The following is a 12,807-nucleotide window of genomic DNA, read 5'->3' on the forward strand; positions in this document are numbered from 1 at the left end:
TCTTGGTTCCCCATCAGTAAGCCCCCTGACCGCCGAAGACGGCGCGGAAGGTCTTCCACATGATCACGAGGTCGAGTGCGAGCGACCAGTCCTCGACGTAGCGCAGGTCGAGCCGGATCGACTCCTCCCACGACAGGTCGCTCCGTCCGCTCACCTGCCACAAGCCGGTCAGACCGGGCTTCACGAGCAGCCGGCGCCGCACGTCCGAGGAGTACTTCGCGGTCTCCTCCGGCAGCGGCGGGCGGGGACCGACGAGCGACATGCTGCCCGCGAGGACGTTGAACAGCTGCGGTAGCTCGTCGATCGAGTAGCGGCGCAGGAAGGTGCCGGCCTTCGTGATGCGCGGGTCCTTCTTCATCTTGAACAGCAGGCCGTGGCCCTCGTTGGCGCTCGCGAGCCGGGCGCGCAACGCGTCCGCGTTGGTCACCATGGTGCGGAACTTGATGATCGTGAACGGCCGCCCGCCCTTGCCGACCCGCTTCTGGCGGTAGAAGACGGGACCGCGGCTGTCGATCATCACGAACGCGGCGACGGCGAGCATGAGGGGTGCCAGCGCGACCAGGAGGAGGAACGCGCCGACGCGGTCGACGACGTCCTTGACCAGACGGCGGAACCCGCTCAGTGCCGGTTCACTCACCCTCAGCAGCGGCATCCCGAGCACGGCGCTCATGTGCAGCCGCGGGCCGGCGACCTCCATCAGGCCGGGCGAGACGACCATCTCGGCACCGGAGCCTTCGAGGGCCCACGCGAGCTGCTGGAGACGGCGAGGCGTCCAGTAGGCGTCGGGCGTGACGGCGACGATGCGGTAGCCGCCGCGGCGGACGTGCTCGGCGAGCTCGCGCAGCTGGCCCACGACGGGCACGCCGTCGACGTCGGTGCCGCAGCGGCCGCGGCCGTCGATGGTGCAGATCGCGTCCACGCGCCAGCCGAGGTGGGCGACGCGCTTGGTGCGGTGGATGAGGTCCTCGACGGTGTCGAGGTTGCCGGCGGCGAGGACCGAGAGCAGGAAGCGTCCTTCACTGCGGCCGCGGTGCAGGGGGCGGCGCAGGAGGTAGCGCATGGGGAACGCGACCAGGGCGATCGCGGGGACTACGACGAAAATCCACAGGCGGGCGCCGGGGATGTCGACGGCGAGCGCTCCGAGGCCGAGCGCCACGACGGCACCGAACAAACCCCGGCCGAGTCTTCGGAACTCCTCGGCCCCCTGGCCGAGCACCGCCGGCTGCCACACGCGGTTGATCGCGAGCGAGCCGACTACGAGAACTACTGTGAGTATGTCCAGCAGAGCAAGGGAAAGCGGGCCGAAGGCAGCGTGGCGGATGCTCATGACGGCACCGACGGCGATGACGACCAGGACGACGGTCAGCACATCGGCGGTGATCACGGCATAGCGGTAGCGGCTTTCCCAGCGGGCGACGGGTGGGTGCGTCTGTCTGTGTTCCGACAGAGGATTGAGCGTGGAGCGCGACCCGTCGACATCACGGGCAGCGCGGACCTGCTCACTCATCGTTCTGATCTCCCCGGCTCAACGGCGATTCCGGACGTGCATGTACGCAGGTCACCCCGAGGACCTTGATTCTCAGATCTGGCGCGATCTCCGGCCGTGCCACATCCGGGCTCGGCTACCGAAGCTCGCAACCGGTGATTCGTACGTTCTGGCATCGGCGTTACAAGTGCTGGAAAAAAGTTTCCCCGACTCCGAATACCGGACGTGACGCAGGTCTCACCGTCTGAAAAACCCTGGCCCCGCAAGACGAATCCGCATGTCCAAAAGGGACATCACAGACGTCCGGGTCGCGACCAAAATCGTCGAGGACAGGTCTTCGGACCCTAGTCCGATCGACTGCGATCGTGCATGTACTTACCGCTGAACGGAGTAATTCATTACGGCCGAACGGAAATGCGCACTTCGTCACCTTCGACCACGACGACGTCGCCATGGCGCAGCTGTGCACCCCGCCGCAGCTCCACAGAGCCGTTGACGTGGACTTCTCCGTCCTCGATGAGCTCCTTGGCGTGGCCGCCGTCCTCGGCCAGCGCAGCCAGCTTGAGGAACTGCCCTAGCCTGATCGGCTCTTCGGAGATCTCCACCGTCCGCATGAACCCCATCATCCCAGTAGGGCGTACCTCACCGCTCAGTCGGGGGCGCACCCCAGCGCGTTCGAGTGAAGGCGTTGACAGCCTGGGAGCATGAAGGCTTCTTGGCGGTACGTCGCCTGGTCGGCGGTGTCCGGAGTGGTCATCGTGGCGATAACGGTCTTCGCCGCGAGCGCGTACGTGACGCTGGACGTGAGCCAGTCGCGGCCGGATCTGCACGGGTCGGTGCACGGGTTGCTCGTCGCGCACATCGTCACCGGAACGGTCGCGGTCCTCGCGGGCGTCTCGCAGTTCTGGCCGGGCCTGCGCGCACGGCACCCGCGGGCGCACCGGGTGATGGGCCGCGTCTACTTCGCCGGCGTGCTGCCGTCGTCGGTGCTCGGCATCGTGTGCGCTCAGTTGTCACTGAACGGACTGGCCGCATCGGCGCCGCTGACGGTGCTGTTCGTGCTGTGGTTCGTGAGCGCGGTGTACGGCCTGAACCGTCACGGCGGCGCCAGTTCGGCGAACACCGCATCTGGTTGATCCGCGGTTTCGCTCTCACTGGCGCCGCCGTGACGGGCCGGCCGTGGGGCCTGCTGCTCGGCTCACTGATGCCCGACGGGAACGGGCTCGCCGTCTTCGCCACCGCGAACTGGCTGTCGCTGGTGGTGAAACTGCCGGTGGCCGAGTGGTGGATCCAGTCGCGGGGTTACACCCGCGCCTTGCCCTCCGCAGCGCTGAGGCCCAGCATCTCGAGCAGGTCAGCGCAGTCGAGCGCGTCCGTGGCGTGACAGGCCACGGTACGGGCCGCCTTGCTGTTCTGAACCGTGCTGTGCTCCTTTTCCAGAGCCTTGGCCTCGGCGAAGGTGCCGGTTTCCGGCTCGGCGATCGCGGGACGCGCCCAAGTCATGTCGTGCCTGCTTCCGCATCGGGGGATGTGGCCATCATGACAACAGGACCACCGAAACACCAGAACCTGTGCTTACCGTAATCGATCACCCACGCAGAGTGTAAACGGTGGGAGCGATTTCCCGGAAACCGAATCCGAACGATTGTTGTCAGGATTCAGCTTTATCGGCCGTACCGCAGCACTGACTCCACTTCGGTCACAAATGCGACCAGCCGTTCGTCGTCCACATCGTCCGGCGTGGGACCGTCCACCGCAAGCCGTTGCAGCGCAACGGAAGTGGTGGCGCTCTCCCGCGCCAGGCGACGGAACCCGAACGTGGCCTCGTACAACGACACGGCGGTGGCCAGAGCGGCCAAAGTCGTTGCGGCGAAACCCCACATGGCCCGGCGCGGCCCGTCCGCCATGCCCACGGCCGCGGCAGCCGCCGCCGCGATGAAGAAGGTGGCGGCGAGCGCGACCGTCCACGTGCGAGCGGCCGAGTACCGCTTGCGGCCGCGTTCGAAGTGGTCGAGCCGGTCGGAGAAGCGGTGGCGCAGATAGGCTTCCACGAACTGGGCCTGGCGCTGCCGGACGGTCACCCCCGCCTTCGGGGCGGCCGGCTCGTCGGCGACCGCGTTCTCGCGCTTCTGGTCAGTCGGCACAGTCATGTCCGCACCACCTCGTGCTTGCGGTCGCTGACCGCGGCTTCCAGGTCCGCCACCTTGTCCTGGCGTTCTTCCTCCGTCGCGGGCGCCACGGCCGCGAGATGCGCGAAGTACAAGGCGCGCAGGCGTTCTGCCCGCGATCGCGCGGTGAGGTACTTGTCGAGCGACTCCCGCTTGCGCGCCACGATCGTGATGGCCGCGGCGAACGCACCGCCCGCCACGACGAGCACGCCGGGCCACGGCGTGTCCTTGAGCCACGTCTGCAGCGCGCCGAACACCGTCGTGGCCAGTCCGCCCGAGATCGCCAGCACAGTCGTGAGGCGGTAGCGGTTCTGCTCGACGCCGGCCTGCGCGTCGAGCTCCTGGAACGCCGGTGCGACGACCTTGTTGGCGTCGTGGATGGCGTCGGCGAGCGCCGGGTACGCGACGACGAAGCCGGGGTCGACGAGCGGCCGCGGTTCCGGCGCCCGGTACCGGACCTTGGGCCAGATCCTCGGCGGCTTGAGGGGCTTCTCCTTGCCCAGCAGCCTTTCCAGCGCGGTGACGGCTTTCCCGGCACCCTCGTCGACGTGAATGATGAAGATCTTGCCGCTGCGCACGAGCACCGCGAGGTCGCCGGTGAGGTCGCCGGTCGCGATGCGGTCCGCGAGGCCGCCTGTGCCGGCGAGCACCAGCAACGGGTTGTCACCGCTGAGGTGGTCGACGACCTCCTTCTCGTTCTCACCTCCGACGACGAGGGCGACGACGGGTTTCTTGTGCCGGACGGCGTCGATCGTGCGGAACAGCACCGGTGTCGCGTCCGTCCACTCCGAACCGGGAACGATGACGGCGACGCTGTGGTTGGGCTCCAGCGCGACCTGGCCGTGCGTGGACGGCTCGGTCAGGTCGTGGACCTTGCTGCTCGGCGCGACCCCGATCACGACCGGCCAGCGCTGCTCGCACGCCTGCAAAGCCATGCCCAGCAAGTGGACAACGCCTCTGTCGGTGCCTTCGGTGACGAACACGGCGCCGTTGCGCGCCGCGGTCACGACCACGGATCTGAGCACCGGCAACAACTTCGCGGCGAGATCCGTCTCGATGTCTTGGGTGGAGCCGAAGACCGAGATCACCGCACGGCCCCGGGGCAAGCCGAGGGCCTTGGGTTTGATGTCGGCGTCCGGCTGGGACAGCCGTTTGACTGTCGGGCCGCCTGCTGTGGGCATGCCGCGCACCATAACGCCGTGATCGATCGAGGACCAGAGCCCGTTAGACCTCATCCTCGTCGTCCACGGGCACTTCCTGGCGCTGCTCGTGGGCGTCGGCCTCGTTCGCCTCCAGCGGCGTCTCGGCCGTCTCCACCGGCTCGTGCGGAACGACCTCGCGCTGCTGCTCGTGGGCGTCGGCCTCGCTCGCCTCGAGCGGCGGTTCGGCCGGCTGCTGCCGCGCGACGACCTCGCGCCGCTGCTCCTGGACGTCCGCGTCGGGTGCTTCGGGGTTCATGCCGTGCGGTTTCCCTGGCTCGCCCGCTTCCACACCTGCCTGACCAGCTCGTCGAGGTCACTCAGATCGGGCATGACCTCGTGCGCACCGGCGGCGCGGAGGTCCTCGGCCGTGCTGCGGCCGGTCGCCACCGCCACGAGCCCCACGCCCGCCTTCGTCGCCGCGTAGACGTCGTGCGGGGTGTCCCCGATGAGCACGACCTCGTCGTGCGCGAACGGCCGGAGGTGCCGCGCGCGGTCACGGGCGAACGTCACCAGCTCGGCGCGGTCCGCGTGGTCGTCACCGAACGCGCTCACCTCCCAGTCGACGAGGTGCGCGAGCCCGAACTCCTCCAGCTTGACCTTCGCGACGCTCCGGAGGTTCGCGGTCAGCACGCCCTGGTGCACGCGCGGGTCGTCCGCGAAGTGCCGCAGGGCCGTCAGCGCGCCGGGCAGCACCTCGCCGTGGCCGGGCAGCTCACGCCGCCTCGTCTCGAACGAGGTGGCCAGCGCGTCGGCCAGCAGCCGGGACGACTCGTCGGTGTGCTCGATGTCGTGCAGCCGGAGCGTCTCCTCGATGATGTCCAGCTCAGTGCGTCCGCCGAGGTCGACTGGACCGCTGAGCTCCCTGCCGAACGCGGTCCGGAACGCCTCGCGGTACATCAGCCCGCCGAAGCCGCGCGCCGAGATCAGCGTGTTGTCGATGTCCCACAGCACCAGCAGTTCGGGCCCGGCCACCGGACCACCACCCCTCAACCCGTAAAATGCCTGCTCATGACCTCGATCGACCCCGCGGAGCTAGAAGTCTGCCTGCGCGTGCTTGCCCAGGTCGAGGACCTGCCGGCGGAGCACGAGGACGCCGTGCGCGTCCGCCGGGCCACCGCCAAGATCTTCAAGGCCGCGAAGAAGTTCCGGAAGTCCGAGCGCAAGGCCGCCATCGTGGCCAACGACCGCGCCGTCACCGCGCTGACCGCCACCGGGTCGCCGGACCGCATCGACGACGAGACGCAGGGCCTCCCCCTCGTGTCGAACGCCGCCGGCGCGTCCGCCGGCACGCTGCTGCGCGCGCGGTCCTGCTACACGTGCCGCAAGCGGTTCGTCGAGGTGGACGCGTTCTACCACAACCTCTGCCCGGACTGTGCCGCGTTCAACCACAGCAAGCGCGACGCCCGCACGGACCTGACCGGCCGCAACGCGCTGCTGACGGGTGGCCGCGCGAAGATCGGCATGTACATCGCGCTGCGGCTGCTGCGTGACGGCGCGCACACCACGATCACCACCCGGTTCCCCAAGGACGCGGCGCGCCGGTTCGCCTCGATGCCCGACGCCGCCGACTGGATCGACCGGCTCAAGATCGTCGGCATCGACCTGCGCGACCCCGCCCAGGTGCTGGCCCTGGCCGACGAGGTGGCCGCGCACGGCCCGCTGGACGTCCTGATCAACAACGCCGCGCAGACCGTCCGCCGGTCCGCCGGTGCCTACACGCCGCTGGCGAACGCCGAGCACGAGGCGCTGACCGGGGACGCTCGCCGGCCCGAGCTGATCTCGTTCGGCGGCCACGGCCAGCTCGCGCTGCCCGGCACCGCCGTTCCCGAGGCGCACTCGGTGACGACGCTCGCGTTGATGGCGGGGTCCAAGGACATCGATGCCGGCGGCCTGGTGCCGGACACCGCGCCGGTGAACTCCTGGATCCAGAACGTCGACGAGGTCGACCCCGTGGAGCTGCTGGAGGTGCAGCTCTGCAACTCGACGGCGCCGTTCCTGCTGATCTCGCGGCTGCGCGCGTCGATGGCGAAGTCCTCCTACCGCCGCAAGTACGTGGTGAACGTGTCGGCGATGGAGGGCCAGTTCTCCCGCGCCTACAAGGGTTCGGGGCATCCGCACACGAACATGGCCAAGGCCGCGCTGAACATGTTGACGCGCACCAGCGCCGAGGAGATGCTGCAGGCCGACGGCATCCTGATGACGGCCGTCGACACGGGCTGGATCACCGACGAGCGCCCGCACCCGATGAAGATGCGGCTCGCCGAGGAGGGCTTCCACGCCCCGTTGGACCTGGTCGACGGCGCGGCGCGGGTGTACGACCCGATCGTGCGCGGCGAGGCCGGCGAGGACCTGTACGGCTGCTTCCTGAAGGACTACGCGCCCTCAGCCTGGTGACAGCACTGGGAATAGGACAGATACACGCGTCCGAGGTACCCGTCGGACGCATCCGAACGAGCTCTTTCGTCACGTGGCAGGTCTATTTGAACACGTGTTCGAGTACTCATTTGTCATGAGAACTGTGTGGCGGGGAGCACTTCGGTTCGGGATGACCACGATGACGGTGCGGCTGGTGTCGGCCGCCACCGAACATCGCAGCAAGGTGCATCTGGTGCACCGTGAGGACAGCGGCCGCGTGCGCCACCAGCAGGTGTGCGGCGAGTGCTCGTTGCGGCTGACGCCGGACGACATCGGCCGCGGCTACGAGCTCGACGACGGCCGCATCGTGCAGATCGACCCGGGCGACCTGCCGGCGCCCGAGGACGGCCTGATCGACGTGCAGCAGTTCGCGCCGCAGGTGGACCTCGACCCGGTCGCGTTGCACCGCAGCTACTACGTCGAGCCGGACGACCTGGCCGTGCGGTCGTACGTGCTGCTGCGCGAGACGCTGGAGCGCACCAAGGTGGCGGCGATCGTGAAGTTCGCCTTGCGGGGCAAGGAAACGCTGGCGGCCATCCGGCCTCAGCACGGCGTACTCGTGCTGCACACGTTGCTGTGGCCGGACGAGGTGCGGGAGCCGCACTTCGCGTTCCTGCACCGGGACACCGAGGTGCGGACCGGGGAGCTGGCCGCGGCGGCGGCGCTGGTGCGGGCGCAGACGCGCCCGTTCAAGCCGCACGACTACCCGAACACGCACCACGAGGCCTTGCTGCACCTGGTGGAGGCGAACGTCTAGGTCCGGCTCCTTGGTGTCCAGTCCAGGGCCGGCTCCTTGATGTCCAGGTCCGGCGCCTGGTGGTGCGGGCGCGCGACCCGCGTCCCGGGGATGAACGCGGGTCGCGCGCCCGTGCCGCCAGGAGGGCCTAGTGCCGTGACCGGCAGCCTTTGCCCCGTATTTCGACGTTCAGACGGGTGCGTCGTGGTGCCGGCCCCGCGTCCTCATCCTGGATGGCTGTGGGCGTGGGGCCGGTGCCGCGAGGCGCCCTGCTGGGCGCCGGAAGACGAGGTGAAGGTTGCCGGTCACGGCACTAGCATCACTGTCCATGCTCGCCAGCCCGTCCGACCTCGTCGACCTGCTCGAATGCGAGCACCGCAGCCACCTGGCGCGTGACGAACGGCGTGGCGACCCCGCTGAGCTGCACCGACAGGCCGCTCGGACGGCCGCGGAGATGCGTGCGGGCGTCGACCTGGTCGAGGACGCCGTGTTCTTCGACGGCGTGTTCCACTGCTCGGCCCAGACCCTCGTGCGCACGGCCGACGGGTACGAGCCGTGCGACGAGGTCTCCGAGGCCACTCCGCTGGCCGTGCTGTCGCTGACCGCCGCGGCCCAGGCGGTGGGGGCTGCTCGTGCGCATCTGATCATCAACGGCAGGCGGACGTCGTTCCGGGTCGCGGACTTCACTCCCCTGCTGGGCCGCCTCCAGACGCGGCTCGCGAAGCCCTCACCTGCGCCGAAGCGGTCGTGGGGCGATGTGCGGGCCGCGTGCAACGGCTGTCGCTTCGCCCGTCACTGTGCGTCTGGCCGTGAGGAGGCGCGTGACCTCTCGCTCGTGGCCGGGCTACGCGCTGACCAGCGACGGAAGCTGGTTTCGGTCGGCATTGACACTATCGACGCGCTTGCCGCCACCGAGGAGCGGCCGGCGACGCTCTCGCCGGCGAGCTTCACCGCGCTGACCGCGCAGGCCCGGCTCCAGGTGCAGCAGGAACGCACCGGTGTCGCCACCTACGAGGTCGTGGCGCCCGAAGCGCTGGCGAACCTGCCCGAGCCGGCCGAGGACGACGTGTTCCTGGAGGTCGACGGCGACACGTTCCGCACGCCGGGCTGGGAGGGCACGTTCGCTGAGTTCGTCGACCGGACGCCTACCGGCACCGTCTACCACTTCACGCCGCACGACCTCGCCGGGCGGGCCGCGCGGACAGCGACCAAGGAGTCCGAAGTGGACGAGCTGGTGCGCCGGTGCGTCGACCTCGGTGCGCTGACCCGGCGGGTGCTGCGGGTGTCCACTCGGGAGTACACGCTGCAGGCGTTGAAACCGTTGCTGGAGGACGAGATTCCCACGAGGGGCGTCCGCGACCTGCTTCAGCGGATCAAGGTCGAGCACGAGATCGAGACGGCGCCGCCGCAGGAGCAGGACGAGGCCGCGCGCGAGAAGGCGGCCGAGCGGGCACGCCGGATGGCTGCGCTGACGGAGCCGTTGCTCGCCGAAGGACACGCGCTGTTCGCGGCGACGGTCGGGTACCACCGGCGGGAGGCGAGTCCCGCGTGGGGTGACTTCTTCCGGCAGGCCACCGCACCGATCTCCGACCTGGAGACCGACTCCAACTGCGCGGTGCCGATCACGCTCCGGACGGACGACTGGGTGCCGCCCGCCGGACGGGTCCGGACGCACAAGCGGCAGGTGCACGCGCGGATCGACCCCGAGCGCCCGCACCCGTTCGGCTCCGGTGAACAGGTCCGGCTGTTGTACCCCGGCAACGTCACGCGCAACGCCGTGGTGGCGGACGACAACCCGTACGAGCTGGTGCTGACCGAGAGCAACGCGCAGGAGCACGCCGAGATGCCGATCGCGGTGCTGCCGGGCAGTCCGGTGCCCGCGTCGCCGAAGGACGAGGCCGTCGCCGAACTGGCCGAGCAGGCCGTCGGGCTGCTGCCGCTGCTCCCCCGCAGCCCCGGCATCGACCTGCTGCTGCGCACGCCGCCCGCACAGCCGTTGCCGCAGCACGACGACGTGGTGCAGGCCGTGATCAAGGCCGTCGACCAGCTCGACGGCGGCACGCTCGCGGTACAGGGACCTCCCGGCGCCGGCAAGACGTACCTCGCGACCAAGCTCGTGCGGCACCTGATCGACCAGGGCAAGACCGTCGCGGTCACCTCGACGTCGCACAAGGCCGTGGAGAACGTGCTGTCGTCGGCCGATCCGGACATCCCGATGGCCAAGCGCCCCAAGGGAAAGCCCGAGGAAGGCCTGCCGTGGGACCAGCCCAAGGACAACGGCGCGCTGGCCCGGTGGCGTGAGGAGCACCCGCGGGGACACCTGGTCGGCGGCACCGCTTGGACGTTCTCCAACGCCGTGATCAAGGCGCAGCCGTTCGACGTGATGATCATCGACGAGGCCGGCCAGTTCGCGCTGGCCGACGCGGTGGCGGTGGCCACGGCGGCACGCAACCTCGTGCTGCTGGGCGATCCGCAGCAGTTGCCGCAGGTCGTGCAGGGTGTGCACCCGCCTGGCTCGGACGCCTCCGCCCTGGGCCACCTGCTCGGCGACGCGGACGTGATCCCGCCGCACCTCGGGTACTTCCTGGCTGAGACGCGCCGGATGCACCCGGCGGTGTGCAAGCCGGTCTCGGAGCTGTCCTATGCCGGACTGCTCCACTCGCACGAGTCCGCGGCCCAGCGCGGGATCTCCGGCATCGAACCCGGCATCTACCTGCGCGAAGTCGACCACCGGCACAACATCACGTCGTCGGCCGAGGAAGCGGACGCCGTCGTCGACACCGTCCGCGCCATCGTCGGTCGCACCTGGACGGACAACGGCAAAACGCGCGAACTGACCGATGCCGACATCCTCGTGGTGGCGCCGTACAACCTGCAGGTGCGCGTGATCCGCCGGAGGCTGGCGGAGGCGGGGTTCGACGAAGCCCGGGTGGGCACAGTGGACCGCTTCCAGGGCCAGGAAGCGCCCGCGGTCATCATGTCGATGACGTCGTCGTCCACCGTGGACCTCCCGCGTGGCCTGGACTTTCTTTTGTCACGCAACAGGTTGAACGTGGCACTGTCGCGCGCCCAGGCACTGGCCGTGATGATCTGCTCGCCCCGGCTGCTCGACGCCGACGTGCGCGGTGTGGAACAGATGCGGCTGGTCGCGGGCACGATCGGCCTGACGGAAGGCATGAAGAGCTACCCGTGGTGACACCTTAGTGTTGCCATACAGTGACCTTCCGAACGCTCTCGGTTGCTAGCGTGACGCGGTTCACCCGGTCGGGTGATTCAGATCATGAAATGTGCTCGATCCGCCACGCATCAAGCAGAGCAGGAGAGATTCGTTGGCAAGGAGAGTTCTCGGCGCGTTCGCGGTGACCGCCACCGCTGCCATGGCCACGCTGGCGCTGACCGGCACGGCTCAGGCGCACACCCCCGTGTCGTCAGCGGAGTGCGTCAAGGACAAGGCCGTGCTGAAGGTCAAGCTGACCCAGTACGCGGGCGGCAACAAGAACACCGTGCTGATCACGGACGGTGACAAGGTCCTGGCCGACGAGAAGTTCGGTCAGAGCTGGGGCGAGAAGGTCGGCGACAAGCTGGAGCCGAAGACGTTCGAGGCGGACGGCACCGTCGCGCACACCTTCACCATCAAGGTGACGGCGTCGGACGGCACGAAGTACGACTACAACAAGACGTACACGCTTAACCCGTGCGTCAAGCCGACCGAGCCGACGAAGCCGACGGAGACGACGCCCAGCGAGCCGACCACCTCGGCTCCGGAGGTGCCCTCGTCCTCCGCCGCGCCGTCGTCGACCCCGGCCGCTCCGGCTCCCGGTGGCAGCACGCCGGAACCGCCGCTCGCGGCGACCGGTGCGTCCCCGGCGTGGCTGCTGCTCTCGGGTCTGGGCCTCGTGGGCGCCGGTGCCGGCACCCTGCTGTTCCTGCGCCGCCGCCGCAGCGCGTGAACTAGCTGAACGAGAGACGGGGGCGGTCACCTGACCGCCCCCGTTCTCCTTCTACAGGTCCAGCGCGGTCGCCGGTCCGTGGCCCTCCCGGATGAACCACTCGGTGCCGAACGCCAGGGCGAACGTCTCCTCGTCGAACGACAGGAAGAACGACTCCTCGGGGATCTGCGACGCGTGCGCGCGCATCGCCTTGCGCTTCACCGCGAGGTACGGCGTGACGTCGACGCCGACGTTGATCTCCGACTCCGGCACCGCGCCTTCCCCGAGCTGCGGCTCCTCGATTCCGGCACGCTTGAACGCCTCCCGGAACTCCGACTCGCGCACCATCGCCTGGTAGACGGCCGGCGTGCCCGCGATCTCGGCGGCGCGCAGGCCGACGCGGTGCACCTGGATGTGGTCCGGGTGGCCGTAGCCGCCGAAGCTGTCGTACGTCGTGAGCACCTTCGCGTCCTCGTCCTTGAGGATCTCCGCCAGTTTGCGGGCGGCTTCCTCGACGTCCGCGGTCCAAAACGAGCCCGGCCGGTCGTTGACCTCGTCGCCCATCATTCCGGAGTCCCGGTACCCCAGGAACTCCACGCGCGCGACGCCCAGCAGGTCCGCCGCCGCGTGCGTCTCCACGACGCGCCGCTGCCAGAGTTCCTCGTTCTCCTCCAGGAAGTCCGGCACCTCGCCGGCCTCGCCGCGGGTCGCGACGACGAGTACGACCCGGTGGCCCTCTTCGAACGCCTTGCGCATGACGCCACCCGTCAGGATGCACTCGTCGTCGGGATGGGCGTGGAACGTCACCAGTGTTGCCATGGGCTCGACGTTACCGGTGACCGGGAACTCGCCGGGACGTGAAAGGGCGGCG

General features: G+C 69.3%; 13 protein-coding genes. 5 read left to right on the top strand and 8 right to left on the bottom strand.

The window, feature by feature from the left end; all coding sequences use genetic code 11:
• Positions 1-13: 13 nt before the first annotated feature.
• Together ACRSBM_RS23945 and ACRSBM_RS23950 are read right to left on the bottom strand one after the other, a co-directional pair.
• Positions 14-1,507, bottom strand: coding sequence for a sugar transferase (locus ACRSBM_RS23945; RefSeq protein ID WP_434446183.1), 1,494 nt, complete (start codon positions 1,505-1,507; stop codon positions 14-16).
• A gap of 377 nt (positions 1,508-1,884) precedes the next feature.
• On the bottom strand, positions 1,885-2,100 hold the full coding sequence (locus ACRSBM_RS23950; protein WP_434446185.1) for an RNA-binding S4 domain-containing protein: 216 nt from the start codon (positions 2,098-2,100) through the stop codon (positions 1,885-1,887).
• A gap of 90 nt (positions 2,101-2,190) precedes the next feature.
• Here ACRSBM_RS23950 and ACRSBM_RS23955 point away from each other — a divergent pair, with 90 nt between their 5' ends.
• Positions 2,191-2,622: a DUF2306 domain-containing protein gene (locus ACRSBM_RS23955; RefSeq protein ID WP_434446186.1), complete on the top strand. Its 432-nt coding sequence runs from the start codon at positions 2,191-2,193 to the stop codon at positions 2,620-2,622.
• 166 nt (positions 2,623-2,788) lie between these two features.
• On the opposite strand, the gene ACRSBM_RS23960 is transcribed toward ACRSBM_RS23955, so the two are convergent.
• From ACRSBM_RS23960 to ACRSBM_RS23980, 5 genes are all read right to left on the bottom strand, one after another.
• A complete protein-coding gene (locus ACRSBM_RS23960) occupies positions 2,789-2,989 on the bottom strand; it encodes a hypothetical protein (RefSeq protein WP_434446188.1) in 201 nt (66 codons plus the stop codon).
• Positions 2,990-3,150: 161 nt separating this feature from the next.
• On the bottom strand, positions 3,151-3,636 hold the full coding sequence (locus ACRSBM_RS23965; protein ID WP_434446189.1) for an SLATT domain-containing protein: 486 nt from the start codon (positions 3,634-3,636) through the stop codon (positions 3,151-3,153).
• Positions 3,633-4,835 (bottom strand): hypothetical protein, encoded by a 1,203-nt coding sequence (locus tag ACRSBM_RS23970; protein ID WP_434446191.1) that lies wholly within the window; start codon positions 4,833-4,835, stop codon positions 3,633-3,635. Before ACRSBM_RS23970 ends, ACRSBM_RS23965 begins: the two co-directional genes overlap by 4 nt.
• Before the next feature lie 43 nt (positions 4,836-4,878).
• Entirely contained in the window at positions 4,879-5,112 is a 234-nt protein-coding gene (locus tag ACRSBM_RS23975; RefSeq protein WP_434446193.1) for a hypothetical protein, read from the bottom strand.
• Positions 5,109-5,828 carry an HAD family hydrolase gene (locus tag ACRSBM_RS23980; RefSeq protein WP_434446195.1) on the bottom strand — a complete coding sequence of 240 codons (720 nt, stop codon included), beginning with the start codon at positions 5,826-5,828 and terminating at the stop codon, positions 5,109-5,111. Before ACRSBM_RS23980 ends, ACRSBM_RS23975 begins: the two co-directional genes overlap by 4 nt.
• A 36-nt stretch (positions 5,829-5,864) precedes the next feature.
• On the opposite strand from ACRSBM_RS23980, the gene ACRSBM_RS23985 reads away from it, so the two are divergent.
• The 4 genes from ACRSBM_RS23985 to ACRSBM_RS24000 all read left to right on the top strand — a co-directional run bounded on the left by ACRSBM_RS23985 (position 5,865) and on the right by ACRSBM_RS24000 (position 11,957).
• Positions 5,865-7,250 (top strand): SDR family NAD(P)-dependent oxidoreductase, encoded by a 1,386-nt coding sequence (locus tag ACRSBM_RS23985; RefSeq protein ID WP_434446197.1) that lies wholly within the window; start codon positions 5,865-5,867, stop codon positions 7,248-7,250.
• Positions 7,251-7,365: 115 nt separating this feature from the next.
• Positions 7,366-8,028: a Ku protein gene (locus tag ACRSBM_RS23990; protein ID WP_434446199.1), complete on the top strand. Its 663-nt coding sequence runs from the start codon at positions 7,366-7,368 to the stop codon at positions 8,026-8,028.
• A gap of 307 nt (positions 8,029-8,335) precedes the next feature.
• A complete protein-coding gene (locus ACRSBM_RS23995; protein WP_434446201.1) occupies positions 8,336-11,203 on the top strand; it encodes a DEAD/DEAH box helicase in 2,868 nt (955 codons plus the stop codon).
• 133 nt (positions 11,204-11,336) lie between these two features.
• Positions 11,337-11,957: an LPXTG cell wall anchor domain-containing protein gene (locus ACRSBM_RS24000; protein ID WP_434446203.1), complete on the top strand. Its 621-nt coding sequence runs from the start codon at positions 11,337-11,339 to the stop codon at positions 11,955-11,957.
• A 51-nt stretch (positions 11,958-12,008) separates the two neighbouring features.
• Here the strand turns inward: ACRSBM_RS24000 and ACRSBM_RS24005 are convergent, their stop codons facing one another.
• Positions 12,009-12,755 (bottom strand): PIG-L family deacetylase, encoded by a 747-nt coding sequence (locus ACRSBM_RS24005; RefSeq protein WP_434446206.1) that lies wholly within the window; start codon positions 12,753-12,755, stop codon positions 12,009-12,011.
• Positions 12,756-12,807: the final 52 nt, after the last annotated feature.

The sequence above is a fragment of the Lentzea xerophila genome (assembly GCF_051094245.1).
Taxonomy (GTDB): domain Bacteria; phylum Actinomycetota; class Actinomycetes; order Mycobacteriales; family Pseudonocardiaceae; genus Lentzea; species Lentzea xerophila.